Below are 26,142 nucleotides of genomic sequence, written 5' to 3'. Positions count from 1 at the left end.
CGTGCCCCTCAGACCGCGTCGGAGGGGGACTTCTCCAGCGTGTCGGACCGTGCCGGGACGGCCTCGGACCGCTCCATGGCCGCACGGAAGCGGGCGTAGCCCTCGAGCTCGACGCCGTCTCCGGCCGTCTTGCGATTCCGGCCGGCCCAACTTCCCCACAGTCCGGCACCGATCGCGGCCATAAGCGGAATCAGCAACCAGGCGAGCGACGCCATGCCGACCTCCCAACCCCAACGAGCGACCGCAACTGACTGATCAGCAGATTAACCATTCGCAGTGCTAACGCTCACGCCAGGGGGTCGGTTACGCAACCCGAGCACGGGCGGCGGACCGGTGTGCTCCCTCCGTGGGCGCGTCGGGGCTTCGTCCCTGCTCCGGGCCGTGTTCCTCAGCAGGCGCCGACCCACTCCTCCGTGCCGTCGGAGAACGTCTGGTGCTTCCAGATGGGCACCTCGTGCTTGAGGTCGTCGATCAGTCTGCGGCACGCCGCGAAGGCCTCGCCGCGGTGCGGGCACGACACGGCGACGACGACCGCGAGATCCCCGACGGCCAGGTCTCCGACGCGGTGCACGGCGGCCAGGGCCCGTACCGGGTACTCGGCGGCCACCTTCTCGGCGATCCTGCGGATCTCCGCCTCGGCGCTGGGGTGGCTCGAGTACCCCAGTCCGGCGACGTCGGCACCGCCGTCGTGGTCGCGCACGGTCCCCACGAACAGGGCGGTCCCTCCGGCGGCGTCGTCACCGACGGCCCGGAAGACCTCGTCCAGGGACAGCGGTTCGTCCCGGACCGCCACCAGCCGAATGGGATCCTGCGCGGCCCGCTCTCCGGGGTGTTCAAAGGAAGGTGCCATGCGCCCATCGTGCCGCACCCCCACGGCACCGAGGAATACACGTTTCCCCCGGCTCCGGCGCGAGCCCCTTTGGAGCGTCCTACAGGGTGGGGCCTCCTACGGGCCTCCTACGGGGCGGCGCGGACGGGCCCGGCCGGCGGATCCCGTCACGCGCGCCCGGGGCGCGGCCCCCAGGGGCCTGTCCTGCCGTCCTGCCACCCTGCCGTTCTGCCGCCCTGTTCAGATCCTGCGCCGGGCCTTCCGCGCCCGGCGCACGATCGCCGCCGTACCGAGCAACGCCACCGTCGCTCCCGCGGCTCCCGCGGCCGTCGCGTCCTTGCGGCCCAGCCGCCGCCCGGCCACCGTGTGCCGACCCGCGACCTCCTCCAGCAGCTCCGCGAGAACCTCCTCGTTGGTCCATCGCGGCCGCCACCCGGCGTCGTGCAGCCGGCTGCCGCTCACCACCCAGGGGTACATCGTGTACGCCAGGTCCCCGGCCGGTGACGGGGTGAGCCCGATCCGGTGCAGCCGGGCCGCCGCCCCGAGGGCCACGGCGGACGGCAGCTCCATCCGCCGGATCCCGCTCAGCTCCTCGACCTCTTCCTGCTCCAGCCACCCGTCGCACCCGACGGCCAGCTCCCCGTCGACCTTCTCCAGGACGGCGTGTTCCAGAGCACTGCACAAATCCTCGACGTGGCAGAACTGCCAGGCGGGCCGGGACCCGGCCACCACAAGGAGCCGTGGCGACTCGAAATACCTGGTCAGCGCGGTGTCGGAGCCACCACCGACCAGCACCCCGGGGCGCACGACGGTGACATTGAGCCCGGGGTGCGCGCGAGGCGCCCGTCGCGCCAGCCGCTCGATCTCCAGGAGGTCGCCGACCCCGGTGGCCTCGGCGGTCGCCCGCAGCTCGGCGTCCTCGGAGAGCGGCAGCTCGTTGTCCGGCAGCGCCCCGTAGACCATCGCGGAGGTGCACAGCACGACCCGGTGCACCCCGGCCGCCGCCGCGGCCGTGAGCACGGTCTGCGTCCCCCGGACGTTGTACGCCGTACGGGCGGCCGCGTCCGTCTCCAGGTCGAGGTCGAGTGCGAGATGCACCACGACGTCCGCACCGCGCAGCTTCTCCGCGATCGCCGGGTCCCGCACGTCGAGGATGTACCACTGGGCGGCCGCGCACTCGCCCCGGCGCTCGTCTATGGCGATGACCTGCTTGATCTCCTCACTGGCGGCGAGCCGCTCGGTGAGCATCGCACCCACGCCGGACGCGGCTCCGGTGACCGCGACGACGGGCCCGCGCGGGAGCGGGCTGGTTGAGTGGTTTCGCGCTGCGCGAACCTGTGGATCTGGGGAACTCACCGGGCGTCTCCAGCGGTTGTCTTCAGTAACGGACGCGCGTGACGCGTCCGTACCAGGTGACATCCATCCTGCCGCAGGCCAAGAGTCGGCGAAGCACCGAGGCCCGATCGGGTTGTGGTGTCTAGGCTGGGTGGTGTTGTCGGGCAGCCGCCGTCGGAACGAACCGGCGGCCCTAACCAGCCGAGGAACCCCGTGAGTGACACCCCATTCGGATTCGGCCTTCCGCCGGAGGAGCCGGAGAACGGCGACGAGGGCAAGAAGAAGGACCAGGAGAGCGGTGGTGGTCAGGGACCGTTCGGTTTCGGGCTGCCCGGAGCCGGCGGTTTCGGCGCCGACAATCCGCTCGCAGCCATGTTCGGGTCCATGAACCCCAACGACCTGGGCGCCGCGTTCCAGCAGCTGGGCCAGATGCTCTCGTACGAGGGCGGCCCGGTGAACTGGGACATGGCCAAGCAGATCGCCCGCCAGACGGTCTCCCAGGGCACCTCCGACGGCACCAAGGACGCGAGTGTCGGTCCCGCCGAGCGCACCGCGGTCCAGGAGGCCGTCCGTCTGGCCGATCTGTGGCTCGACGACGCGACCTCCCTGCCGTCCGGCGCCGGCTCCGCCGTGGCCTGGAGCCGCGCGGAGTGGGTCGAGGCGACGCTGCCGGTGTGGAAGGAGCTCGTGGACCCGGTCGCCGAGCGGGTCGGCGCGGCCATGGGGGACGTCCTGCCGGAGGAGATGCAGGCCATGGCGGGCCCGCTCATCGGCATGATGCGTTCCATGGGCGGAGCGATGTTCGGCACGCAGATCGGGCAGGCCGTCGGCGTGCTCGCGGGGGAGGTCGTCGGTTCCACCGATATCGGCCTGCCGCTCGGCCCGGCCGGCAAGGCCGCGCTGCTGCCGCTGAACATCGCGTCGTTCGGCAAGGACCTCGGCATCGCCGAGGACGAGGTGCGGCTCTATCTCGCTCTGCGTGAGGCCGCTCACCAGCGGCTCTTCGCGCACGTGCCGTGGCTGCGCTCGCACCTCTTCGGGGCCGTCGAGGGCTACGCCCGCGGGATCAAGGTCGACACGGCCAAGCTGGAGGACGTGGTCGGCCAGCTCGACCCGCAGAACCCGGAGCAGTTGCAGGACGCCCTCCAGCAGGGCATGTTCCAGCCGGAGGACACGCCGGAGCAGAAGGCCGCGCTGGCCCGTCTGGAGACGGCGCTCGCACTCGTCGAGGGCTGGGTGGACGCGGTCGTGCACGCGGCCGCGAAGCCGCGCCTGACGTCCGCGGACGCGCTGCGTGAGACGCTGCGCCGCCGCCGGGCGACGGGCGGCCCCGCGGAGCAGACCTTCGCCACGCTCATCGGCCTGGAGCTGCGCCCGCGCCGGCTGCGGGACGCCTCGCGTCTGTGGGCCTCGCTCACCGACGCGCGTGGTGTCGACGGCCGGGACGGTCTGTGGGCCCACCCGGACATGCTGCCGACCGCGTCCGACCTGGACGACCCGGACGGCTTCGTGCACCGCGAGCAGCTGGACTTCTCCGAGCTCGACAAGATGCTCGGCGAGGCGGCGAGCGGTTCCGCCGAACGGCCGAACCTGACGAAGGACGACAGCGGGGCCGACCAGGGCCACGCGGACGACGAGGACGGCAAGGGCGACAGGGACACGGGCAAGAGCGACGGCAAGGGCGACGGCGCCGAGTGACCCTCCACGACGACGCGGTCCTCGTACTGAAGGGGTACGAGGGCCAGGAAGAGCTGCGGCAGGGCTATCTGGACCACCTGTCCGCGCACCCCGACGGCATGTGGAAGTCCTGCTCGGCGGGCCATGTCACGGCGAGTGCGCTGGTCGTGGACCCCGAGGGCGGCCGCGTGCTGCTGACGCTGCACCGCAAGCTGCGGATGTGGCTGCAGATGGGCGGCCACTGCGAGCCGGGTGACCCGTCGCTGGCCTCGGCCGCGCTGCGCGAGGGGGCCGAGGAGTCGGGCATCGAGGGTCTGACGCTGCTGCCGGGCGGCCCCGTGCGCCTGGACCGGCACGCCATCCCGGCGCCGTGCAACTGGCATCTGGACGTCCAGTACGCCGCGCTCGCCCCGGCCGGATCCGTGGCGGCGATCAGCGACGAGTCCCTCGACCTGTGCTGGTTCGGCTACGACGAGGTCGCGGAGGTGGCGGACGTGTCGGTCGTGCGCCTGCTGGAGGCGACCCGCGCGAGGCTCTCCGCCTGAGTGCCGCGGCCCTCCGCCCGAGACGCGCGTAAGGGGCGACCGCCCTGGCGGTCGCCCCTTACCGTTGTTCCTGGCCTGCCCGTCGCTCAGCTCCAGACGTTGCCCTGGTTCTGCGCGTGGGCGCCCTGCTGTCCCATGCCGTACTGGGCACGCAGTCCCTGGCCGATCACCGCGTTCTGCGGCGGCAGCAGTTCGCTGGGCTGGACGAGCGCGTACCCCTGGCCCATGAAGCTGAGTTCCCAGCCCTCACCCGTGTTGCCGCGCCGCCGCCACACCCCGGAGGAGTGCGTCTGCGCCTGCATCTGCACCCGCAGGCCGGTGGACCACGCGACGATCGCGTCGGCGTCGCAGTTGACGTACTTGTCGGGCGTGACCTGCATCATCAGCGGCGCCCCCGAGGTCATCAGGGCGACCTTGCCGCGTCCGGTGATGTTGAGCTGGTACTTGCCGGACCCGGAGATGCCGTACTGGCTGTCCACGGCGATGACCTCGTGGTGCAGCGCGGAGTCCATGGCCAGCACGTAGCTGCTGTCGACGGTCAGACCGTCCTGGTCCACGTCGACCACGTGTACGTGCTGGGCGAGGTTCGCGAGGTAGACCGTCCCCTGCCCGTGGCAGCGCATCAGGTCCAGGCCCTCACCGGTGTACGCACGCGCGCGGTGCTGGCTGTTGTTCTGGTACTCGGCGTCGAACTCGACGAGCCCCTGGTAGGCGACCATCGTGCCCTTGCGGGCCAGGATGTCGTCGTGGCCCTCCATGACGACCCGCAGCATCTGCGAGTTCTGCAGGCTGTAGCGCTCCTGGGTCTGCTGTTCGTTGTAGCCGAAAAGCGGGCTCTGCATGATGTCCTGCTCCCCCTCAGCCCCGGATCCGGAGGCGGTCGGTGCTGTCCTCGCTGGGCTGGACGACGACGATGCCCTGCCCGGAGAACGCCATCTGGTACGCCTCGCCGCTGCCGCGGCCGATCAGCGACTGTGCCTTGAAACTGCGCTTGCCCTTCACCTTGAGGTTCGGGGACCAGGCGACCAGCGCGTCCGGATCGACGTACGTCTCGTCCTCGCCGCCACCGCAGTCGACCACGATCGGCTCGCCCCGGGAGGTCAGCGCGACCCAGCCCTGGCCGGAGATCTTGGTGTTCCACAGGCCCTGTCCGGCGAACTTGGCGAGCCCCTTGACGCGCTCGACGCCCCAGGTGAGGTGCGCGTCGAAGGCGAGCAGGTTGGTGGCGTTCACGGAGATCGCGTCCCCGTTGAGGTTGATGACGACGACGTTCGCCCCGTAGTCCGCGAGATAGAGCAGACCGTCGCCGTGGCACCTCATGAGGGGTGCGCCCTCACCCGTCATCCAGTCCCGGGCGATCTGCCGTACCGCGGGCGGGTTGGGCTCGTACTGGACGAAGCCCTCGTAGGCGACCATCGAGCCCACGCGCGCGAAGAGGTCGCTTCCGGTCTGCATGGCGACCTTCAGCATGTGATTGCCGTGGTTCTCCATGCGCGCGGTGACGGGTGCCGGGGCGTAGCCCGTGAGTGGCTGGTTCATGACGGGCTCCCTCAGACCTCGTACGGCTGGACGACGATGAAATTGCCGGGCGCGCCGCGGAACTGGAGGTTCACGCTCTCCCCGGTGTCGCCCGGGTAGGCGTTGCGCCGCATCCGCACCTGGCTGGAGACGACCACCTGGGAGGCCGCCGACCAGGCGACGACGGCGTTGCAGTCGGCGAACGTCGTCGGTGTCACGGGCAGCACGACAGGCGCGCCGTGCGTCTTGACCACGACCGTGCCGGTCCCCTGGAACTGCATGGTGAACAGCGCGCCCCCGGGGATGCCGTGACCCTCGATCCTGCGCACCTCGTACTGGAGCGTCTCGTCGAAGGCGAGGACGTTCTCGGAGGACACGCAGATCGCGTCACCCTGGAGTTCGATGGGGTGCACATGGGTGGCGTTCTCGGCGAGGAACACCTGACCGCGGCCCGAGCAGCGCATCAGCTGCATCTCCTGCCCGGTCGCGTTGCCCACGATCCGCCCGGCGAAGCCGGCGCCCTTGTAGCTGAAGTCGACCTTGCCCTGGTAGAGCACCATGCTGCCCTGGCGGGCCAGCACCGGCTGGTCCCCGATGCCGAGGTCGACCCGGATGAGCTTCTTGTTCTGCTGCGTCCACCGCTGCCCGGTGGGCGTCTCCTTGAACGCCCCCAGCGCGGCGAGCACACCGGCCCCGCCCTGCGGAGCACCTTGGGGAACACCGTACGGGGAGGGCGCGCCCGGCTGCCCCGGGAACTGCCCCGGGACCTGGCCGTACGACGGCTGCTGCCCGTAACCGGGAAGAGCCGGCGGGGCCTGCTGGCCGTAACCGGGAGGCGCGGACGGTGCCTGCTGGCCGTAACCGGGAGGCATGGGGGCGCTCTGCCCGGGAGGCTGCTGCCCGTAACCCGGCGGCGGCACGGCGGCGCCCGGCGGGCTGTGCAGCGGCGCGATGATGGTCGGCGCGGCGTGCACCGAGGGCGCGGACGGGGCGGGCGGCGGCGCGAACCCCTGCGCCGCGGGAGCCGGAGCCGGAGCGGCCGGGGCTCCGAACGCGGGTGCCGCGGTCACCTGGGTGGGCGGCGAGAACGAGGGCGCCCCACCGCCCTGCGGCTGCTGCGCGGCGGGCTCCTCGTCGGCGACCTCGCCGCCGAAGTTCTTCAGCAGCGCGTCGAGGCCGCCGTCGAAACCCTGTCCCACGGCGGCGAACCGCCAGACGTCCTTCAGATAGAAGTCGCCCAGCATCACGGCACGCTCGGTGGAGAACTCCGCTCCGCTGAACGAGTAGCGGGCCACCTCCGCGCCACCCGCGACGACACGGAGATACCCGGGGGCGATCTGGGACATCTGTCCGGCGCCGTCGATCGTCGCCGTGAACGACAGCTTCTGGATCTGCGCCGGGATCCGGTCGAGGGTGACGCGGAACGACTCCGTGTCACCCGACTGGGCGCCAAGGAGCTGGACGGATTCCTCGGGGGTCTTCGGCTGGTTGAAGAAGACGAAGTACCGGTCGTCCGAAAGCCGTTCGTCGGCGTCCAGACCGAAGCAACTGATGTCGAAGGTCAGTCCGGGGCCGGTGATCTGCACACCCACGTACAGATCGGTGCCCGCGGTGAGGTCACTGATTCTGGCCTTGTGGCCGCGTTGGAATTCCCTGGCCATGCGTAACGACCGTCCCCCATCCCGAATGCGATTGCGTCGCGTCAGGCTAACGGGAAACCCCGGAAGTGAACGCAGCCGGTACAGACCCGGTACACAATCACCCCCCGCCCGGGACGGACCGCGCCCGCCCGCCCGCTATTCGTCGCGGCCGACGGGCGGATGGGGCAGCCGGGCGGCCGCGACCACCCCCTCGAGGTAGCCGCGCGCCCGCTCCGTCCGCGGATACGCCTCCAGCAGCCGCCAGAAGCGCGGACCGTGCCCGGGCACCAGAAGATGCGCGAGTTCGTGGACGAGGACGTAGTCGACGACGTACTCGGGCATGCCCTGCAACCGGTGCGAAAGACGGATACTGCCCTCCGCCGGGGTGCAGGAGCCCCACCGCGTGTTCTGATTGGTCACCCAGCGGACCGAGGTGGGCCGGGCCCGCCCTTCGAAGTACTGGTCCGACAGACGCGCGGCACGCTCGGTCAGCTCGGCGTCACCGAGCACCCGTTTGCTCTCCTGGGCGGCCAGCTTGTCGAGCATGACGGTCACCCAGCGCTGTTCCTCCGCCTCGGACATCCGGGCGGGGATGAGCACGACAGTGCGATCGCCCTCGCGGTACGCGGAGACCGTCCTGCGCCGTCGCGCACTCCTGCGAACCTCGATCGCGCTCGCCCCCGAGCCGCTTGGCGGCAGGCTCGTCGTGCTGCGCTGTGGTTTTCCGGCGCGGTGCAGTGGGTCGGCGGGCACGCCCCGACGTTACCCGCTGCACGTGGGAGAAGTCCCGTCCACAGGACGGTTCGGTGTCGATCCGCACCCTGCACGCTCGATTTATCCGACCAACACCACAGCCTGTGGACAACTTTCCGCACCCTCCCCCCGCCCCCGGGCATCCTGGCATCCGAGCGGCGGCCCCGACAGGGCCCCGCCGGCACACGGGGATGCTCCATGGATACGGGGGTCGGTCATGCATCCGATGGTGAAACCCGCGCTGCGGCGCGGCTGGCGGGACCTCAACACCGTCCAGTTCGGCATGGCACCCGCGCACGCGATGGTGCTGGGCCCGGTGGACACGGCGACAGGCAGTTTCCTCGACCTGCTCGACGGAACCCGCTCACTCCCCCTCCTGCGCGAGGAAGGACGCGGGATGGGCCTGCCCGACGGCCATGTCGACGCACTCGTGGAACGGCTGGCCCGCTCCGGACTCCTCGACGACGCCACGGGCGGCGGCCCGGCCGCGGACACCCTGCGCGCGAAGAAGCCGGTCCTCGACCGGCTGCGCCCCGACCTCGCGGCCCTCTCCCTCGTCGCCCCGGCACCGGGCGACGCCCTCGCGCACCTGGCCGCCCGCCGCTCCCTGCGGGTACAGGTGCGCGGCGCCGGCCGGGTCGGAGTCACCCTCGCGGCGCTGCTGGCCGGCGCGGGCGTGGGCCGGATCGAGGTGCGCGACGTGGGCCGGGTGGAACCGTGGGACGTGGCACCCGGCGGGCTGCCGGCGGATTCCATCGGAGAGCGCCGCGAGGAAGCCGCCCGGCGGGCGGTGCGCCGAGCCGCGCCGGACCGCCCGCCCCGGCCCGCCGACGAGGGCGAGGAACCCGGACTCTCCCTGGTGATCATCACGCCGAGGGACGGCCTGTCCGTGCACGCCCCCGATCCCACCGCCGCCGAACCCCTGATCGCCTCCGGCACACCCCATCTGTACGCGGGAGTCGTGGAAGGAACAGGAGTCGTCGGCCCATTGGTCCTGCCCGGCGACACCGGCTGCGCGGGCTGCCTCGACCGGAGCCGCGCCGACCGGGACCCGACCTGGCCACGCCTGATCGCCCAGTGGCGCTCCGGCACCTCACGCCACGTACCGGCATGCGACCTCACCATGGCGACCGGCATCGCCGGCCTCGCCGCCGCGCACGCGCTCGCCTTCCTCGACGGCCGGTCACCCTCCAGCGCCGGAGCCCGCTGGGAGACCTCCGCTCCGGCGCTCCACTGGCACGCGAAACCGGTGTGGCCACACCCCGATTGCCCGTGCGGCGCCACGGAGAAAAGTAAGAAGGGGGAACGCGCCGCCGAAGCCGAGGACCCGCACGAGACAATGGCGGTGCAACAGCCGCATGCGGCACGGCTGTCTGGGACTTGGAGGGCTCATGTCTGATCTTCCCCGGAAGGCGGTCACCCGAACCGCCAAACTCGCCGCGCTACCGCTCGGCTACGCCGGGCGAGCGACCTGGGGCCTGGGCAAGCGGATAGGCGGGAAGTCGGCGGAGATCGTGGGCCGCGAGCTCCAGCAGCGCACGGCCGAACAGCTCTTCAAGGTGCTCGGTGAGCTGAAGGGCGGTGCGATGAAGTTCGGGCAGGCACTGTCCGTCTTCGAATCGGCACTGCCCGAGGAGGTCGCGGGCCCGTACCGCGCGGCGCTCACGAAGCTCCAGGAAGCGGCACCGCCGATGCCGACCCGCACCGTGCACTCCGTTCTCCGGGAGCGGCTCGGCGAGGACTGGTCCGAGCTGTTCCTCGAATTCGAGGACAAGCCCTCCGCGGCCGCCTCGATCGGCCAGGTGCACCGGGCGGTGTGGCACGACGGCCGCGAGGTCGCCGTCAAGGTGCAGTACCCCGGAGCGGGCGAGGCCCTGCTCTCCGATCTCACCCAGCTCAGCCGATTCGCCCGGCTGCTGGGCCCGCTCATCCCCGGCATGGACATCAAGCCGCTCATCACGGAACTCCGCGACCGGGTCTCCGAGGAACTCGACTACGCACTGGAGGCACAGGCCCAGGAAGCCCACGCGACGGAATTCTCGGGCGACCCCGACGTCCTGGTACCGGCGGTGGTCCACCAGTGCGACCAGATCCTGGTCACCGAATGGATCGACGGAACACCCCTGTCGGAGGTGATCTCCGACGGTACCCAGGAGCAGCGGGACCGCGCGGGGCAACTGCTGGCGCGCTTCCTCTTCTCCGGCCCCGCCCGCACCGGACTGCTGCACGCCGACCCCCACCCGGGCAACTTCCGGCTCCTGCCGGACGAGAAGAGCGGCTGGCGCCTCGGCGTCCTGGACTTCGGCACGGTCGACCGTCTCCCCGGCGGTCTGCCCTCGCCGATCGGCGAGTCCCTCCGCATGACCCTCGACGGAGACGCGGAGGCGGTCTACGACCTGCTGCGCGAGGAGGGCTTCGTCAAGGAGTCGATAGAGCTCGAACCCGACGCGGTCCTCGACTACCTCCTGCCGATCATCGAACCGGCGCAGGTCGACGAGTTCACCTTCACCCGGGGCTGGATGCGCAGCCAGGCCGCCCGGGTGGCCGATCCCCGCTCCCCCGCCCACCAGTTGGGCAGGCTCCTCAACCTGCCACCGTCGTACCTGCTGATCCACCGTGTGACGTTGAGCACCATCGGCGTCCTGTGCCAGCTGGGCGCGACGGTCCGGCTCCGCGACGAACTGGAGGAGTGGCTGCCCGGGTTCGTCCCGACCGAAGAACTGACGGACGAGGAGGACTCAGCGGCTGAGGCGTGAGTTCGGGCTGCCTTCGGGCGGCTGTGGGGGGTGGGCGGGGAGGGAGGGAGGGAGGGGAGGCCCCCAAGAAGAAGACCCGGAGCAAGCCCCGCCCTACCACCAAGCCGAATCCAGCCGTCCCTCGATCGCCCGCAGGTGTGCCCGGGCACAGTTGTCGCAGAAGTAGTGGCGGCTGCCGTTCTCGACGGAGCAGGTCCAGGTCGGCTGGGGGCCGTCCGCCGGGGTGCCGCAGCGGGCGCACGCGATGCGCTGGGCCTGGGCCGTGTCGGGCCGCTCGGTGGTGCCGCTGCTGTCACTGTCCCCGGGAAGACTCGTCACCCGCCGACGATAGCGCCGGGGGCGGGTGTTCGCCCGGTACAACGCACCGCGGGGGCCGGTCCGGACGGACCGACCCCCGCGGTGTGTCTGTGTATGTCTGCGACTGCCTTCGGCTGCTTACTGCATGACCGCCATGGCCAGCGCACGCCGGGCACGCATGGAGGCGCGCTCGGCCCGGCGCTGCATCCGGCGGGCGGTGACCAGGCGCACGGCCCGGCGCTCCCGCTCAGCCTCTTGCAGTCGCTCGTGCATATGCGCACGAGCCAGGGCTTCTGGAATGAGTTGCATCTCTCGGGTCCTGTTCTCACGCGAGTCGTTCGCGCCGGTGGTGGTGAAGTCTGGACTGACGGAGCCGGTGGGCTCGCTCGCGGACGGCTTCATCGGGGCCTGTTTCTTGGGGTCGTGCGTCAGGGGGCGGTCGATCGTTCCTGCAATGTTCATGCCGTGACCGGGTTCTTGCGCGGACGGCCACGGGGCCGCTTGCGGGCTACGACAACACCCTGGACGAACAGCTCGCCGCCCCAGACACCCCAGGGCTCACGCCGCTCCTTGGCGCCGGCGAGGCAGGCCTCGACCAACGGGCAGGTACGGCAGAGGGACTTGGCGTACTCGACGTCGGCCGGCGACTCGGCGAAGAAGACCTCCGGGTCGTAGGAACGGCAGGGGACGGGTACGCCGAGGTTCTCGATGGCGTCGTCGAGCGCGGTGAGCGCAGTGAGCGGGATCAAGGTGGAGTCCTCCGTGAGGCCGGGCGGGGGGATCGTTTCGGAAGGCGGTACGGACGGGGCGTGCGCTTCGAGTTGCACGGTTGGTCTTCCTCGTCTGGTCGTGCCGGCCGGTTGGCCGGTTGGCGGCTGGTACCGGGTTCTTTTCTTGTCCCGAGGCCCCTTCGCTCTGCTGTCCCCGGTCGGGGACAAACAGAAGGGCCGCGGATCCCGGGTGGGGTTCCGCGGCCCTGAAGGCGCCGGCCTGATCGAGGATCAGGCTGGATCACTCCAGGGTTCAGGCCCACGGAAGGCCCACATCGTGTGGTGCTGCTGCGTCTGCTTCAGGGATCCGGCACCGGTTGCCGCAAAGGCATAGGCACGGGCCTCTGCCACTACTGCCGCTTCCAGTGCCTGGATCGGTCGCTCATTGCGCTCACGGATGGGAAGACCCGCGAGGGACAGGGAGGACGCCGGCCGGACGGCAGAGATGCCGGGCAGACCGGTGCCCAGGTTCGAGACGCCGAGCAGGCACGTGGAGACGACCGAGGGATCGGTCATTTTGACGGTGGTGCTGGAGCTGGTGTTGATGCTGATCACTGGAATCGCCTCCTCTCGGCGTCTTGGGGGACTGGGGGTGAGCCAGTCCGACGGCTATTAAGTACAGCACGGAACCAGGGCTTCGGAGAAGCCCGCCGCTTCCGTGCTAAGAACCTATGGGGATTGCCGGGGCATGCGCAAACTATTTTTTCGACGAGTTTGAATCAGTCGTCGCGCTTGCCCTCGCCAGGCTCCTGGCCTGCGCAGATGGCCAGTACGTCGGCTCCGAAGCGGTTGAGCTTGCGTACTCCGACTCCGGGGATCCGCGCGAGCTCTCCCTCGTCGCCGGGAACGGTCTCGGCGATGGCCATGAGTGTCTTGTCGGTGAAGACGCAGAACGCGGGCTGGCCGCTGCGCTGCGCCTGTACCGTCCGCCACTCGCGCAGCCGTTCGTAGAGGCCCTCGTCCATGTCGGAGGGGCAGTCCTCGCAGCGCATCAGTTTCATCTCGCCGGCGTCGGTCAGCGTGCGGCCGCAGACGCGGCAGCGGGCCGGGGTTCGGCTCGTCCGTCGTACGACGGTGCCTCCGCTGCTTCCGATGCCTCGCTCGACGCCTCCAGGGCCGCCGCCGCTCGTGCGGCCCGCGGTGGTGACGGAGCCGGGGCGTAGTCCGTCGAGGAAGCGGCTGGGCCGGCGGCCCGCTCTGCCGCCGGGTGAGCGGGACAGGGCCCAGGAGACACAGAGGTGTTCTCTGGCGCGGGTGACGCCGACGTAGAGGAGGCGGCGTTCCTCTTCGATCTGCTCGTCGGTCTTTGCGTAGGTGATCGGCATCATGCCCTCGGCGACGCCGACGAGGAAGACGACGTCCCACTCCAGTCCTTTGGCGGAGTGCAGGGAGGCGAGGGTGACGCCCTGCACGGTCGGGGCGTGCTGTGCGCCGGCGCGCTCGTCGAGTTCGGCGACCAGGTCGCCGAGGGTGGCGTCCTGCTTGGCGGCGGCGAAGTCCTGGGCGAGGTGGACGAGGGCGGCCAGTGATTCCCAGCGCTCCCTGACCGCGCCGGAGCCGGCGGGGGGCTGGCCGGTCCAGCCTTCGCCGGACAGCACGGCGCGGACCTGGGAGGGCAGGTCGACGACGTCGTCGAGAAGGGAGTCGTTGGCTCCGAATCGGGCGGCCGCGCGGAGGGCTGCTCCGGCTTTGCGCACTTCGGGGCGGTCGAAGAACCGCTCGGCGCCGCGCAGCTGGTAGGGCACTCCGGCGTCGGCGAGTGCCTGCTCGTAGATCTCGGACTGGGAGTTCGTACGGAAGAGGACGGCGATCTCGCCTGCGGGGATGCCGGAGGCGATGAGGTCGCGGATGCGGCGGGCGGCGCCTTCCGCCTCGGCGGGTTCGTCGGTGTATTCGGCGTAGACGGGTTCGGGGCCGGGGGCGCGCTGGGAGATCAGTTCCAGGCGGTGGTCGGCGGCGCGGCCGCGGGCCTGTGAGAGCAGGCCGTTGGCGAGGTGGACGACCTGGGGTGAGGAGCGGTAGTCGCGGACGAGTTTGACGACGGTGGCCGCGGGGTGGCGGGTGCGGAAGTCGAGAAGGTGGTCGGGAGTTGCACCGGTGAACGAGTAGATCGTCTGGCTGGCGTCGCCGACGACGCAGAGGCTGTCGCGTTCGCCGAGCCACAGTTCGAGGAGGCGTTGCTGGAGGGGGCTGACGTCCTGGTACTCGTCGACGACGAAGTGCTGGTACTGGGAGCGGACCTGGTCGGCGATGTCTCGGCGGTCCTGGAGGATGCCGACGGTGAGCAGCAGGACGTCCTCGAAGTCGATGAGTGATCGGTCGCGTTTGACGTCTTCGTAGGTGGCGTACAGCTGGGCGATCTCCGCGGGGTCGCGGGGGGATTCGCGGCCGGTCTTGGCGGCGGCGGCCGCGTAGTCGGAGGGGACGGTCTGGGTGACCTTGGACCATTCGATCTCGGCGGTGACGTCGCGGAGCTCGCCGCGGTCGAGGCGGACGCGGCAGGCGGCGGCCGCGTCGGCGACGAGCTGGATCTTGCGGTCGATGAGTCGGGGGAGGCTGCCGCCGACCGCTTTCGGCCAGAAGTACTGGAGTTGGCGCAGGGCCGCGGAGTGGAAGGTGCGGGCCTGGACGCCGCCGGCGCCGAGCTGGCGGAGGCGGCCGCGCATCTCTCCCGCGGCGCGGTTGGTGAAAGTGACGGCGAGGACGCTGGAGGGCTGGAGGATTCCGGCGCGTACGCCGTAGGCGATGCGGTGGGTGATCGCTCGCGTCTTGCCCGTGCCGGCGCCTGCCAGCACGCACACCGGACCGTGCAGGGCGGTGGCGACTGCGCGCTGCTCGGGGTCGAGCCCGTCGAGCACCGCGTCGGCCGTGTCCGGAACCTGCGGGAAGAGGGTGGAGTGCGTTGCTGCTGTCACCCCGCCATGCTGCCAGGTCGCCGGGGGCGGGTGAGTCGGTTGTCCACAGGGAGGGTCTTGTGGTCGTACTAATGCGGCAGGCGTCGGTGGGGGGCGGTGTACGGGGCGGGGGTACCCGGGTGCGGGAATGGTGGGTGCCCGGCGTACGTTCCCCTTTGCGATGACGCACCCCCAGCAGTAAAGGAGCGCGAGAGACATGCCGGGCACTGTGACGATGTACAGCACCACGTGGTGCGGATACTGCACGCGGTTGAAGGGCCAGCTGGACCGCGAGGGCATCACGTACGAGGAGATCAACATCGAGCACGACCCGGCGTCCGCGGCGTTCGTGGAGAAGGCGAACGGCGGGAATCAGACCGTTCCTACGGTTCAGGTGGTGCCCTCCAACGGTGGGGTCGAGGTCGTGATGACCAACCCGAGCCTTGCCCAGGTGAAGCGCGCGCTCGGCGTCTGACCCGGGAGTGGACGCACGAGACCCCGCCCGGTGATCACGGGCGGGGTCTCGTCGTCGTTCGTGCTGCTCAGCAGTCCTCGATGGCATACGGCACCGCGTCGAAGTCACCGTCCAGGCCTTCGAGCATCCCCGTCAGGGTGGGGTTTGCCGCGGCGGGGCGGTTCTTGAGGTGACTCAAGAACCGCCTCCTGTGTGTGTTCTGCGTCGCACCGGTTCCGGTGGCCGGAGTGTCGCGGGGTGGTCCGGCTACGTCTCTCTGCGGGGCAGGGGCTTTCCGTACCAGAGTTCGATCAGGCGGGCGGCGATGGAGATGCCGTACGGGGGCATTACTTCGCCGGACTCGAAGGCGGTCCGCAGGTCCTCGCGGGAGAACCAGCGGGCTTCGTGGATCTCCTCGCCGTCGACGTTGATCTCGTGGGAGGTGGCGCGGGCCATGAAGCCGAGCATGAGGCTGGAGGGGAAGGGCCAGGGCTGGCTGGCGACGTACTCGACCTCGCCGACGGTGATGCCCGCTTCTTCGAAGACTTCGCGTCGCACGGACTGCTCGATGGATTCGCCGGGTTCGACGAAGCCGGCGAGTGTCGAGAAGCGGCCTTCGGGCCAGTGCACCTGGCGGCCGAGCAGGATGCGGTCCTCGTCGTCGGTGACCGCCATGATCACGGCGGGGTCGGTGCGCGGGTAGTGCTCGGCGCCGCAGGCGGGGCAGCGGCGGATGTGGCCGGCTGCCGCGATCACGGTGCGTTCGCCGCAGCGTGAGCAGAAGCGGTGCAGTCGCTGCCAGTTCTCCAGGGCGACGGCGTGCACCATGAGGCCGGCGTCGCGGGGGGAGAGCAGGAGTCCCGCCTCGCGCAGGCCCGCGGGGCGTGCTGACTGGTCGATGCGGCCGGGGAGCGCGTCCTTCTGGAGTGCGAAATAGCTCACACCGTCGTCGTCCGTGCCGAGGAAGTAGCGGTGTGCCTCGGTGAGCGGGGCCTCGAAGGAGGGGGTCATGACGAGTTCGGTGGTGCCGTCCGCGGTCTCGTCGATGAGGACCTGACCGCCGGAGACCACGAAGGCGCGGGTCGTGGGGTGGCTCCAGGCCGCCGCGAGCCAGGCCTCGTCGAGCCGGTGGTGGGCGGCCCGGTCGATGCCGCTCGGGGCGGTGAGCGAGATGGGACGGTCGGCGGTGCGGTCGGTCCAGGTGGTCACGGGTGCTTCCAACTCCCCCGGTGGAAAGGTTATTTCGGCGGGCGGTTCAGCAGGACGTACGGCGGGGCGGGTGTGTGGGGTGCTCTTCTGGGTGTGAATGGGGCTTCTTCCGGGTGTGAACGGGCTTCTTCAGTGTGCCTCGCGCCAGTTCTCGGCCAGGTCGTCCCAGAGGTGGGCGCTGGTTTCGACGCCTTTCATGAGGAGGTCGAGTTCGACCTTCTCGTTGGGGGCGTGCCAGCCGTCGGAGGGGACGGAGATGCCCAGGAAGAGCACGGGGGCGTCGAGGACTTCCTGGAGGTCGGCCGCGGGCCCCGAGCCGCCTTCGCGGGTGAAGCGGATGGGCTGTTCGAAGGCGCGGCCCATGGCTCGTACGACGGACTGCAGGGCGGGGTGGTCCAGCGGGGTGAGGCAGGGGCGGGTGGCGGCGCCGAAGGTGATCTCGTGCCGGATGCCTTCGGGGAGCTGTTCGGCGGCCCAGGCGCGTACGGCCTTCTCGATGTGGTCGGGGTCCTGGCCCGCGACCAGCCGGAAGGAGAGCTTCACCGTGGCGGAGGACGGGATGATCGTCTTGCTGCCGGGGCCCTGGTAGCCGCCGCCGATGCCGTTGACCTCGGCGGTGGGGCGGGCCCAGATGCGCTCCAGGGTGGTGTGTCCGGCCTCTCCGTGGGTGGCCGACGACTTGGCGGTGGCCAGCCAGCGTGCTTCGTCGAAGGGCAGTTCGGCGAAGAGTTCGCGCTCGCGGTCGGTGAGTTCGGTGATGCCTTCGTAGAAGCCGGGGACGGCCACGCGCGCGTGGTCGTCGTGGAGGGCGGCGACGAGGCGGGCGGCGGCGGTGGCGGGGTTGGGCACGGCGCCGCCGAAGGAGCCGGAGTGGATGTCCTGAGCGGGCCCGTGCAGCTCGATCTCGCATTCGGCGAGACCGCGCATGCCGGTGCACACGGTGGGGGTGTCCTCGGACCACATGCCGGTGTCGGAGACGATCACCGCGTCGGCGGACAGCCGGTCGGCGTGGGTTTCCACGAGGTGACGGAAGTGCGGGGAGCCGGATTCCTCCTCGCCCTCGATCAGGAGTTTGAGGTGGACGGCGGGGGTGGTGCGTCCGGTGGCGGCGAGGTGGGCGCGGACGCCGAGTGTGTGGAAGAACACCTGGCCCTTGTCGTCGGCGGCTCCGCGCGCGTGGAGGCGGTTTCCGCGGATCACCGGTTCGAAGGGGTCGGTGTCCCAGCCGTCCTCACGGGCGGCGGGCTGTACGTCGTGGTGCCCGTAGACGAGGACCGTGGGGGCCTGGGGGTCTTCCGACGGCCATTCGGCGAAGACGGCGGGGGCGCCCTCCGTCGTCCAGACCTCCGTGGTGGGGAAGCCGGTCTCCTGGAGTTTGGCGGCGAGCCAGTCGGCGCTGCGCCTCACGTCCGCCGCGTGGTCGGGCTGGGCCGACACGGAGGGGATGCGCAGCCATTCGGCGAGGTCGTCGAGGAAGGCCGTGCGGTGGTGGTGAATGTACGCACGGACGGTGCTGACGGCGTTGTCAACGGGCTTGCTCATGCTCACGAGCCTAACCGCCCGCGGGGGCGTGTTCGTCCGTCGGTTCTCCGGCCGCATCTTGCCCCGGACCCGGTGTGTCCTGCGTGAGCAGCCGTTCCAGGGCGGCGCGGTCGGGGAGGTCGCGGGGGCGGACGATCTCTCCGCTGCGGACGTATACGAACGTGGCCTTGACGGACTCCGGGGGCACGCCCTGCTGCTCGGCCCAGGCGAGGCGGTAGACGGCGAGCTGGAGGGGGTCGGCGGTGCGGGTGCGGCTTGTCTTCCAGTCGACGATCTCGTACGTCGTGCCGTCGCCGTCGCCCTCCTTGTAGACGGCGTCGATGCGGCCCCGGACGACGCGTCCGGCGATGGCGAGCTGGAACGGGGTCTCGACGCGGTGGGGCGTGCGGTGTGCGTAGGGAGTGCGTTCGAAGGCGTCCTTGAGGTCCTCCAGGTCGCGTTCGTCGGCGATCTCGGCGTCGTTGCCGGGCAGGTCCTCCGGTTCGAGCATGGGCAGCCGCAGTTCCTCGAAGCGGGACTCCACCCAGGCGTGGAAGCGGGTGCCGCGGCGGGCGGCGGGTTGCGGGGGGCGCGGCATGGGGCGGGCGAGTTCCTGTGCGAAGCCGTCGGGGTCGGCGGCCAGGTGCAGTACCTGTGAGGCGGTGAGCGAGGCGGGCAGGGGTACGTCGGTGACGCTCGCGCGGGCGCGCAGGAGTTCTCCGGTGAGGGCGTCGAGGTCGCGGTCCCAGGAGGCGAGGGTGCGGACTTCTTCGGGTGTGAGGCGTACGGGGTCGTCTTCCGGGTGGGGGCGGGCGTCCTGGGCCTGTGGGGGCTCCGGAGCCGGGCGGGCCTCCGGGGAGGGCGCCTGGTGCGGGAGCGTCGGGCGGCGGGTCGTCCAGGAGTCCCAGTCGGAGTCGTCGCCCACGAGGAGGTCGTCGTCGCCTTCGGAGAGGTCGTCGTCGCCTTCAGGGGAGGCCGTCGTTTCCTACGGGGTGCCGTTCCTCCCCGTAGGAGGTCTCGTCGTCGTCAGGCGGGGGCGGCCACTCCGGGTCGTCGTGGGAGGACGGGCCGTGGGCGGCGGGGTGGGGTTCTTCGTGGGACGCGACCCGCTCCAGGTGGGCGAGTACGGTCTCGGCGGCCGCGCGGCGGCGGGCGAGTGCCGTGTCGTCGAGCGGGAGCGGCCACGCGTGGTCAGCCGCCGCCTCGCGCAGGGCCGGGTTCTCCTCGTCCTCCGCCGGTTCGTCGGCCCAGGCCTCGATCTCCCCGTGTCCGGCGGCGCAGTGGTCGTACAGGGCGTGCAGGAAGTCGGAGGGACCGCGTGGGCGCTTCTGGGACGGCCCCCACCAGTGACCGGAGCCGAGCAGGAGCGAGCGGGGGCGGGTGAAGGTCACGTAGCCGAGGCGGAGCTCCTCGGTGCGCTGGTGGTCCTTCATTGCCTCGTGGAAGGCCTTGATGCCCTTGGCGTCCCAGGTGTCGACGTCGGGCAGGGTGTCGGCGTCTCCGCGCAGTGCGTGCGGCAGGACCTTGCCCTGGGCTGTCCATTTCTCGCGGCCCTGGGTGCTGGGGAAGGTTCCAGTGACGAGGCCGGGGACGGCGACGACGTCCCACTCCAGGCCCTTGGCCTTGTGGGCGGTGAGCACCTTGATGGTGTTCTCGCCGCCGGGCAGGGCGTTGTCGAGGCCCTTCTCGTACTGCGCGGCGGTGCGCAGGAAGCCGAGGAAGGCGAGCAGGCTCGCCTCGCCGTCGCCCGCTGCGAAGGACGCGGCGACGTCGAGGAAGTTCGAGAGGGTTTCGCGGCGGCGGGCGGCGAGGGCGTGCGGGGACGCGGAGAGCTCGACCTCCAGTCCGGTGACGGCGAGGACCCGGTGCAGGACGTCCATGAGGGGGTCGGCGAGCGAGCGGCGCAGGTCGCGCAGTTCGGCGGCGAGCCGTGCGAAGCGGACCCGGGCGTCGGGTGAGAAGGGCAGTCCGTCGCCGTCCCTCTCGGCCTCGATGGGCATCTCCAGGAACGTGTCCAGGGCGTCGGCGAGCGATATCACCTCGGCCGGGTCGACCCCCTCGACGGCAGCGGCGAGCCGGCGGTCGGCGTCGTCGTCGGCGCCCACGCGCGCGTGGGACACGAGGAGGCGGGCGCGCCGTCCCAGGAGGGCGAGGTCGCGTGGGCCGATCCGCCAGCGCGGTCCGGTGAGCAGACGGACCAGGGAGGCGTTGGCGCCGGGGTCCTGGAGGACTTCGCAGACGGCGACGAGGTCGGCGACCTCGGGGAGGTGCAGCAGCCCGGAGAGGCCGACGACCTCGACGGGGATGTCGCGGGCGACGAGCGCGCCCTGGATCTCGGCGAAGTCGCCCGCGGTGCGGCACAGCACGGCGATCTCGCCGGGGGCCTTTCCGGTGCGTACGAGGTGGGCGAGGGAGTCGGCGAGCCAGTCGATCTCCTCGGCGTGGGTGGGCAGCAGTGCGCAGTGGACGACGCCGTCGTGCTCGGCTCCGGGGGCGGGCCGGAGGGCCTCCACGCCCGCGTGCATCGCGCGCAGGGGCTCGGCGAGGCCGTTGGCGAGGTCGAGGAGGCGGCCGCCGCTGCGGCGGTTCTCGCTGAGTGACTGGCGGGTGGCGGGGCGGCCGTCGGCGCCCGCGAAGTGTTCGGGGAAGTCGTCGAGGTTGGCGACGGAGGCGCCGCGCCAGCCGTAGATGGCCTGGCACGGGTCGCCGACTGCGGTCACGGGGTGTCCTGTGCCGCCGCCGAACAGTCCGGCGAGCAGTACGCGCTGCGCCACCGAGGTGTCCTGGTACTCGTCCAGCAGGACCACGCGGAACTCGTCGCGGAGGATGTCCCCGACCTCGGGGCGGGTGCGAGCCAGGGTGGCCGAGAGGGCGATCTGGTCGCCGAAGTCGAGGAGGTCGCGTTCGCGTTTGGCCGCGCGGTAGCGGACCACCAGTTCGGCGAGTGCGCGCCGGGCCGCGGCGGCCTCGGGGACCTTGCGGAGGTCGGCGTTGGTGAGTCCGGCGCTCTCCAGGGTGTGCAGCAGGCCGGCGTCGTGGGCGCGCAGGTCCTCGGGGCGTACGAGGTGTTCGGAGAGTTCGGAGTCGAGGGTGAGGAGGTCGCCGACGAGGTCGGGGAAGGAGCGGGTGAGCGCCGGGTACGGTCCCGGTGACTCGCGCAGGACGCGGGCGGCGAGCTGGTAGCGGGTGGCGTCGGCGAGCAGGCGGGACGTCGGTTCGAGGCCGATGCGCAGTCCGTGGTCGGTCAGGAGGCGGCCCGCGAAGGCGTGGTAGGTGGAGATGACCGGTTCGCCGGGCGGGTTGTCGGGGTCGATCACGTCCGGGTCGGTGACGCCGGCCTTGATCAGGGCCTTGCGGACGCGTTCGGCGAGTTCACCCGCCGCCTTGTTGGTGAACGTCAGACCGAGGACCTGTTCGGGGGCGACCTGTCCGGTGCCGACCAGCCAGACCACGCGTGCCGCCATCACCGTGGTCTTCCCGGATCCGGCTCCGGCCACGATCACCTGCGGGGCGGGCGGTGCGGTGATGCAGGCCGTCTGCTCCGGGGTGAAGGGGATGCCGAGGAGCTCCTTGAGCTGCTCGGGATCGGTGATACGGGCGGGCACGTCAGAGAGGCTAGCCGCGCCCACTGACAGTGGGTGGCCACATCGGCTGTCGGGGTGTGGGAACCGCTGGTCAGCACGTGTGGTGTCGTACGTCACTCAGGTCGCGTCCGAGGACACCGCGTGGCCCGGGAGTCATCGGCCGTCGCCGGTCCCCGCGCCGTCGGCAGGCCGGCGGCCGTCATTCGACGACGTGGCGTCCCTCCGCGCGGGCGCTGCACGATGTCCGGAACGCGCAGTGCGTGCAGTGCTGGCCGGTGGTCGGCGAGAACCGTTCGTCGAGGACCTTGCCCGCGGCGGTGGCCAGCAGGTCGCCGACCCACTCCCCCGTGAGGGGTTCCTGGGCCTGCACCTTGGGGAGGGTCTCGCCGCCGTTCTTCTGGGCGGCGCCCTGGCGCAGCTGGACGAGTTCGGCGCCGCCCGGCTCGGGGCGCACGCCGTCGAAGGCGTCGTCGACCGCGCCCTCGCGGACCGCGAGCTGGTAGACGGCGAGCTGCGGGTGGTGGGCCACTTCGGCGGCCGTGGGCGCGTTCTTGCCGGTCTTGAAGTCGACCACGTAGGCGCGGCCCTCGGTGTCCGTCTCGACGCGGTCCATGGAGCCGCGGATGCGTACTTCGTAGGAGCCCGCTTCGAGGGTCACGTCGAAGTCGTGCTCGCTGGCCACGGGTGTACGGCCGGGGCGGACCTGGTTGGAGTCGATGTGCCACTTCAGGAAGCGTTCGAGCGCCACGCGCGCGTGCTCCTTCTCCTGCGCCGACTTCCAGGGCGCGTCGAAGGCGAGCGCGTTCCACACGGAGTCCAGGCGTTCCATGAGGACGTCGAGGTCGGCGGGGGTGCGTCCGGAGGCGACCTCGTCGGCGAGGACGTGTACCACGTTGCCGAAGCCCTGGGCCGCGGTCGCGGGTGCGTCGGCCTTCACCTCGCGCCCCAGGAACCACTGCAGGGCGCAGGTGTTGGCGAGCTGGTCGAGGGCGCTTCCGGAGAGCACGACGGGCTGGTCGCGGTCGCGCAGCGGGACCTTGCTCTCGGTGGGGTCGTACATGCCCCACCACCGGTAGGGGTGGGCGGAGGGCACCAGGGGGCGGCCGTCGTCGTCGGTGAGCGCGGCGAGTCGGGCCAGTCGGTGGGCCGCGGCCTGCCGGAGGGGTTCCGAGACGCGTGGGTCGACGGTGGTGGCGCGCAGTTCGGCGACGAGGGCGGCGACGGACAGCGGGCGGCGGGGCCGGCCGGTGACGTCCTTGGGTTCCACGCCGAGTTCGGTGAGGAAGCGGGAGGGCTGGTCCCCGTCGTCGGCGGGTGCCTTCACCGCGGTGACGACGAGGCGTTCACGCGCGCGTGTGGCGGCCACGTAGAACAGGCGGCGTTCTTCGGAGAGGAGCGCTCCGGGGGTGAGGGGTTCGGCGAGGCCGTCGCGGCCGATGCGGTCGGCCTCCAGCAGGGAGCCGCGGCGGCGCAGGTCGGGCCACAGACCCTCCTGGACGCCGGCGACGACGACGAGGCGCCATTCCAGGCCCTTGGAGCGGTGCGCGGTCATCAGGCGCACGGCGTCGGGGCGTACGGCCCGGCGGGTGAGGGTGTCGGCGGCGATGTCCTGGGCGTCGATCTCCTCCAGGAAGTTGAGGGCGCCGCGTCCGCCGGTGCGTTCCTCGGCACGGGCCGCGGTCGCGAACAGCGCGCACACGGCGTCGAGGTCGCGGTCGGCGTTGCGTCCGGCCGCGCCGCCGCGCCGGGCGGCCCGTTCCAGGCGCCGCGGCCAGGGTGTGCCTTCCCAGAGGTCCCACAGCGCCTCCTCGGCCGTGCCACCGCCCGCCAGGCTCTCCCGTGCCTTGCGCAGCAGCGCGCCGAGGCGCTGGGCTCCGCGGGCGTAGGCCGGGTCGTGGGCGACGAGCCGTTCCGGTTCGGCCAGCGCGAGGGCGAGCAGTTCGTCGGAGGGCGGCGGTACGTGGTTGCCGGCGGCGCGTTCTTCCTCGCGCAGCGCGCGGCCCAGGCGCCGCAGGTCGGCGGCGTCCATGCCGGCGAGGGGCGAGGCGAGCAGGGTGAGCGCGGTCTCGGTGTCGAGCCAGGACGCCGCCCCCTGGAGTCCGGTGTCTTCGGGCTGTGCGTCCGCGTCTTGAGGAACGACTGCCAAAACGGCTTCGGGAAGGGTTTCCAGGGCGGCTCCGGGGTCGTTTTCGGGAGCCGCTCCAGGTGCGTCGTCGGAGGCGCCGTCAGGCGCGTCATCAGGGGTGTGGACGGGAGCGTCGCTGCCGGCGCCGGGCCTCGGTGCCGTGCCGACTCCCGTCCCGGACTCGGCGCGGGCGACCGCCCGCAGTGCCGTCAGCAACGGTGTCACCGCGGGTTCGTGCCGCAGGGGCAGGTCGTCGCCGTCGATGTCGAGCGGTACACCGGCGGCGGTGAGGGAGCGGCGGATCACCGGGATCGTGCGGGAGCCCGCGCGCACCAGGACGGCCATCTCGCCCCAGGGGACGCCGTCCTCCAGGTGGGCGCGGCGCAGGATGTCCGCGATGTTGTCCAGTTCGGTGCCCGCCGTCGGGTACGTGTAGACCTCGACCGTGCCGCCGTCCCGTACCGGTGTCAGCTCTCGGTGGGCGCGTACCTTCGGCGCGGGCAGCCGGGTGAGCGGCATGCGCTGGGTGAGCAGGCGGGTGGCGTTGAGCAGGGTGGCGCCCGAGCGGCGGGAGGTGCGCAGTACCTCGACCGGCGCGGGGTGGCCGTCCGCGCGCGGGAAGGCGTCGGGAAAGTCCAGGATGCCGTTCACGTCGGCGCCCCTGAAGGCGTAGATCGACTGGTCGGGGTCGCCGAAGGCGACCAGGGTGCGGCCGCCGCCGGCCAGGGCGCGCAGGAGCCGCACCTGGGCGGGGTCGGTGTCCTGGTACTCGTCCACGTAGACGGCGTCGTACTGCGCGGCGAGACGTTCGGCGACGCCCGGGCGTCGCGTGAGCAGTACCGCGCGGTGGACGAGTTCCGCGTAGTCGAGCACTCCTTGCAGGTCGAGGACGTCGAGGTACTCGGCGAGGAAGGCCGCGGCGGCGCTCCAGTCGGGGCGGCCGATCCGGCGGGCGAAGGCGGTCAGGGCGTCGGGGCCCAGTCCGAGTTCGCGGCTGCGCGCCAGGACGGCTCGGACCTCGTCGGCGAAACCGCGTGTGGTCAGGCAGGCGCGCAGTTCGTCGGGCCAGCGGACGTGGGCGAGGCCGAGCCGCTCCAGGTCGGGCTGGCCCGCGAGCAGCTCGCGCACCGCGACGTCCTGTTCGGGTCCGGACAGCAGCCGCAGCGGTTCCACGAACAGGTCGCTGTCCTGGTGGGCGCGGACCAGGGCGTAGCAGAACGAGTGGAAGGTGGTGGCCCGGGGGGCGCGGGCGGCTCCGATGCGCAGCGCCATGCGGTCGCGCAGTTCCACGGCCGCCTTGCGGCTGAACGTGAGCACCAGGATCCGTTCCGGGTCGCCGCCGTGTGCGATCCGGGCCGCCACGGACTCGACGAGGGTGGTCGTCTTGCCGGTGCCGGGGCCCGCGAGCACGAGGAGCGGGCCCGAGCCGTGGTCAACCACTGTGCGCTGTCCTGCGTCCAGACGAGGGGGGCCCACCCGGACCGGCGCGGTGCGCACCAGTCGGTACGCGCCGCGGGTCCCCTGCCGCACCTGGGGGTGCGGCAGGCGTCTGGTGGAGGAAGAGGAGCTCACGTGGTTCGCCGGTCCTGGAGGTTGTGCTGGTGTGCGGAGCGCCGCGGGCCGAGGGTGGTGGCCGCGGGGTGAGGGGGATGCGCGCCGTCGACGGTACGCCGGTGGACATCGTGGACGGACGGCTTCCCGTTCTTCCCTCACACCCGGTGCGTTCCCCGCTCGTCGAACGTACGGCATGTCACGGACGTGCCTCGTTTCCCCCGTACGGGCCACAGACGTCCCGTCCGCCCGTCCGATGGCGGAAGCTGTCAGGTGTGATCCTGCGCGCGTTCGTCGCCGTCCCATCGTGCTCGCCTCATGTCGACGCGCGGCAGATGTCCCATGGAAGCCCTGCTCGCCTCCTTCAGCGGCGTGCCCTCCTCGCGGTAGCGGTCCAGCGCCTCGAGTTCGTGGCCCGGCAGAAGGACTCCGTCCGCGCGGACCACCCGCCACCACGGGGCCGCTCCTCCGTAGAGGGCCATCACGCGTCCCACCTGGCGCGGGCCGCCCTCCTCCAGCCACTCGGCGACATCCCCGTACGTCATGACGCGTCCGGGGGGAATGAGGTCGGCGACCTCAAGGACCCGCTCCGCGTACTCCGGCAGCTCGTCCGCCGGAAGGCTCTCCTCGCTCATCCGCCCCATCCTGCCCCACGCCACCGACAGTGTGACGCGACGGCGACTG

General features: G+C 71.6%; 21 protein-coding genes and 1 pseudogene. 5 read left to right on the top strand and 17 right to left on the bottom strand.

What is annotated here, in order from left to right:
• Positions 1 to 8: 8 nt before the first annotated feature.
• The 3 genes from HEP85_RS26265 to HEP85_RS26255 all read right to left on the bottom strand — a co-directional run bounded on the left by HEP85_RS26265 (position 9) and on the right by HEP85_RS26255 (position 2,185).
• Entirely contained in the window at positions 9 to 215 is a 207-nt protein-coding gene (locus HEP85_RS26265) for a hypothetical protein (protein WP_168530134.1), read from the bottom strand.
• Between the two features lie 173 nt (positions 216 to 388).
• Positions 389 to 850 (bottom strand): molybdenum cofactor biosynthesis protein MoaE, encoded by a 462-nt coding sequence (locus HEP85_RS26260; protein ID WP_168530133.1) that lies wholly within the window; start codon positions 848 to 850, stop codon positions 389 to 391.
• 219 nt (positions 851 to 1,069) lie between these two features.
• Entirely contained in the window at positions 1,070 to 2,185 is a 1,116-nt protein-coding gene (locus HEP85_RS26255; protein ID WP_168530132.1) for an SDR family oxidoreductase, read from the bottom strand.
• A 192-nt stretch (positions 2,186 to 2,377) separates the two neighbouring features.
• On the opposite strand from HEP85_RS26255, the gene HEP85_RS26250 reads away from it, so the two are divergent.
• Together HEP85_RS26250 and HEP85_RS26245 are read left to right on the top strand one after the other, a co-directional pair.
• Positions 2,378 to 3,862 carry a zinc-dependent metalloprotease gene (locus HEP85_RS26250; RefSeq protein ID WP_168530131.1) on the top strand — a complete coding sequence of 495 codons (1,485 nt, stop codon included), beginning with the start codon at positions 2,378 to 2,380 and terminating at the stop codon, positions 3,860 to 3,862.
• Positions 3,859 to 4,386, top strand: a complete 528-nt coding sequence (locus HEP85_RS26245; protein WP_168530130.1) for an NUDIX hydrolase — start codon at positions 3,859 to 3,861, stop codon at positions 4,384 to 4,386. Before HEP85_RS26250 ends, HEP85_RS26245 begins: the two co-directional genes overlap by 4 nt.
• An 86-nt stretch (positions 4,387 to 4,472) precedes the next feature.
• Here HEP85_RS26245 and HEP85_RS26240 read toward each other — a convergent pair whose 3' ends face one another.
• The 4 genes from HEP85_RS26240 to HEP85_RS26225 form a co-directional block, all read right to left on the bottom strand.
• Positions 4,473 to 5,228 (bottom strand): AIM24 family protein, encoded by a 756-nt coding sequence (locus HEP85_RS26240; RefSeq protein ID WP_168530129.1) that lies wholly within the window; start codon positions 5,226 to 5,228, stop codon positions 4,473 to 4,475.
• Positions 5,229 to 5,244: 16 nt separating this feature from the next.
• Positions 5,245 to 5,925, bottom strand: coding sequence for an AIM24 family protein (locus HEP85_RS26235; protein WP_153288730.1), 681 nt, complete (start codon positions 5,923 to 5,925; stop codon positions 5,245 to 5,247).
• An 11-nt stretch (positions 5,926 to 5,936) separates the two neighbouring features.
• Entirely contained in the window at positions 5,937 to 7,565 is a 1,629-nt protein-coding gene (locus HEP85_RS26230) for a TerD family protein (protein ID WP_369657845.1), read from the bottom strand.
• Between the two features lie 135 nt (positions 7,566 to 7,700).
• Positions 7,701 to 8,297 carry a M48 family metallopeptidase gene (locus HEP85_RS26225; RefSeq protein ID WP_168530127.1) on the bottom strand — a complete coding sequence of 199 codons (597 nt, stop codon included), beginning with the start codon at positions 8,295 to 8,297 and terminating at the stop codon, positions 7,701 to 7,703.
• Positions 8,298 to 8,514: 217 nt separating this feature from the next.
• Between HEP85_RS26225 and HEP85_RS26220 the strand changes: the two genes are divergently transcribed.
• Entirely contained in the window at positions 8,515 to 9,696 is a 1,182-nt protein-coding gene (locus HEP85_RS26220) for a TOMM precursor leader peptide-binding protein (protein WP_369657844.1), read from the top strand.
• Positions 9,689 to 11,053 (top strand): AarF/ABC1/UbiB kinase family protein, encoded by a 1,365-nt coding sequence (locus HEP85_RS26215; RefSeq protein WP_168530126.1) that lies wholly within the window; start codon positions 9,689 to 9,691, stop codon positions 11,051 to 11,053. The genes HEP85_RS26220 and HEP85_RS26215 overlap by 8 nt, the downstream gene beginning before the upstream one ends.
• A 93-nt stretch (positions 11,054 to 11,146) precedes the next feature.
• Here the strand turns inward: HEP85_RS26215 and HEP85_RS26210 are convergent, their stop codons facing one another.
• The 5 genes from HEP85_RS26210 to HEP85_RS26190 all read right to left on the bottom strand — a co-directional run bounded on the left by HEP85_RS26210 (position 11,147) and on the right by HEP85_RS26190 (position 15,035).
• Positions 11,147 to 11,371 (bottom strand): hypothetical protein, encoded by a 225-nt coding sequence (locus HEP85_RS26210; RefSeq protein ID WP_168524954.1) that lies wholly within the window; start codon positions 11,369 to 11,371, stop codon positions 11,147 to 11,149.
• Positions 11,372 to 11,488: 117 nt separating this feature from the next.
• On the bottom strand, positions 11,489 to 11,812 hold the full coding sequence (locus tag HEP85_RS26205) for a hypothetical protein (RefSeq protein WP_168530125.1): 324 nt from the start codon (positions 11,810 to 11,812) through the stop codon (positions 11,489 to 11,491).
• On the bottom strand, positions 11,809 to 12,177 hold the full coding sequence (locus HEP85_RS26200) for a WhiB family transcriptional regulator (protein ID WP_030668930.1): 369 nt from the start codon (positions 12,175 to 12,177) through the stop codon (positions 11,809 to 11,811). Before HEP85_RS26200 ends, HEP85_RS26205 begins: the two co-directional genes overlap by 4 nt.
• Before the next feature lie 174 nt (positions 12,178 to 12,351).
• Entirely contained in the window at positions 12,352 to 12,675 is a 324-nt protein-coding gene (locus tag HEP85_RS26195) for a hypothetical protein (RefSeq protein WP_168530124.1), read from the bottom strand.
• A 164-nt stretch (positions 12,676 to 12,839) separates the two neighbouring features.
• Positions 12,840 to 15,035, bottom strand: a complete 2,196-nt coding sequence (locus HEP85_RS26190) for an ATP-dependent DNA helicase UvrD2 (protein WP_168530123.1) — start codon at positions 15,033 to 15,035, stop codon at positions 12,840 to 12,842.
• A gap of 196 nt (positions 15,036 to 15,231) precedes the next feature.
• On the opposite strand from HEP85_RS26190, the gene HEP85_RS26185 reads away from it, so the two are divergent.
• Complete coding sequence (locus tag HEP85_RS26185; protein ID WP_168530122.1) at positions 15,232 to 15,489, top strand: mycoredoxin; 258 nt, start codon at positions 15,232 to 15,234, stop codon at positions 15,487 to 15,489.
• Between the two features lie 246 nt (positions 15,490 to 15,735).
• On the opposite strand, the gene nudC is transcribed toward HEP85_RS26185, so the two are convergent.
• From nudC to HEP85_RS26160, 5 genes and pseudogenes are all read right to left on the bottom strand, one after another.
• A complete protein-coding gene (gene nudC, locus HEP85_RS26180) occupies positions 15,736 to 16,677 on the bottom strand; it encodes an NAD(+) diphosphatase (protein WP_211118070.1) in 942 nt (313 codons plus the stop codon).
• A gap of 129 nt (positions 16,678 to 16,806) precedes the next feature.
• Positions 16,807 to 18,219, bottom strand: coding sequence for a dipeptidase (locus HEP85_RS26175; protein ID WP_168530120.1), 1,413 nt, complete (start codon positions 18,217 to 18,219; stop codon positions 16,807 to 16,809).
• 10 nt (positions 18,220 to 18,229) lie between these two features.
• A pseudogene (locus HEP85_RS26170) lies at positions 18,230 to 21,803 on the bottom strand (UvrD-helicase domain-containing protein).
• 178 nt (positions 21,804 to 21,981) lie between these two features.
• Complete coding sequence (locus HEP85_RS26165; protein ID WP_168530118.1) at positions 21,982 to 25,479, bottom strand: ATP-dependent DNA helicase; 3,498 nt, start codon at positions 25,477 to 25,479, stop codon at positions 21,982 to 21,984.
• Between the two features lie 248 nt (positions 25,480 to 25,727).
• Positions 25,728 to 26,093, bottom strand: coding sequence for an MGMT family protein (locus HEP85_RS26160; protein ID WP_168530117.1), 366 nt, complete (start codon positions 26,091 to 26,093; stop codon positions 25,728 to 25,730).
• Positions 26,094 to 26,142 lie beyond the last annotated feature (49 nt).

Origin of the sequence: Streptomyces sp. RPA4-2 (assembly GCF_012273515.2) — a bacterium.
GTDB classification, from domain to species: domain Bacteria; phylum Actinomycetota; class Actinomycetes; order Streptomycetales; family Streptomycetaceae; genus Streptomyces; species Streptomyces kaempferi.
This window is presented reverse-complemented; position numbering and strand designations above follow the sequence as displayed.

Coding starts and splice junctions, on each gene's coding strand:
- HEP85_RS26265 (WP_168530134.1), bottom strand. CDS start 215: ATGGCGTCGCTCGCCTGGTTGCTGATTCCGCTTATGGCCGCGATCGGT.
- HEP85_RS26260 (WP_168530133.1), bottom strand. CDS start 850: ATGGCACCTTCCTTTGAACACCCCGGAGAGCGGGCCGCGCAGGATCCC.
- HEP85_RS26240 (WP_168530129.1), bottom strand. CDS start 5,228: ATGCAGAGCCCGCTTTTCGGCTACAACGAACAGCAGACCCAGGAGCGC.
- HEP85_RS26235 (WP_153288730.1), bottom strand. CDS start 5,925: ATGAACCAGCCACTCACGGGCTACGCCCCGGCACCCGTCACCGCGCGC.
- HEP85_RS26230 (WP_369657845.1), bottom strand. CDS start 7,565: ATGGCCAGGGAATTCCAACGCGGCCACAAGGCCAGAATCAGTGACCTC.
- HEP85_RS26220 (WP_369657844.1), top strand. CDS start 8,515: ATGCATCCGATGGTGAAACCCGCGCTGCGGCGCGGCTGGCGGGACCTC.
- HEP85_RS26215 (WP_168530126.1), top strand. CDS start 9,689: ATGTCTGATCTTCCCCGGAAGGCGGTCACCCGAACCGCCAAACTCGCC.
- HEP85_RS26205 (WP_168530125.1), bottom strand. CDS start 11,812: ATGAACATTGCAGGAACGATCGACCGCCCCCTGACGCACGACCCCAAG.
- HEP85_RS26185 (WP_168530122.1), top strand. CDS start 15,232: ATGCCGGGCACTGTGACGATGTACAGCACCACGTGGTGCGGATACTGC.
- HEP85_RS26175 (WP_168530120.1), bottom strand. CDS start 18,219: ATGAGCAAGCCCGTTGACAACGCCGTCAGCACCGTCCGTGCGTACATT.
- HEP85_RS26160 (WP_168530117.1), bottom strand. CDS start 26,093: ATGAGCGAGGAGAGCCTTCCGGCGGACGAGCTGCCGGAGTACGCGGAG.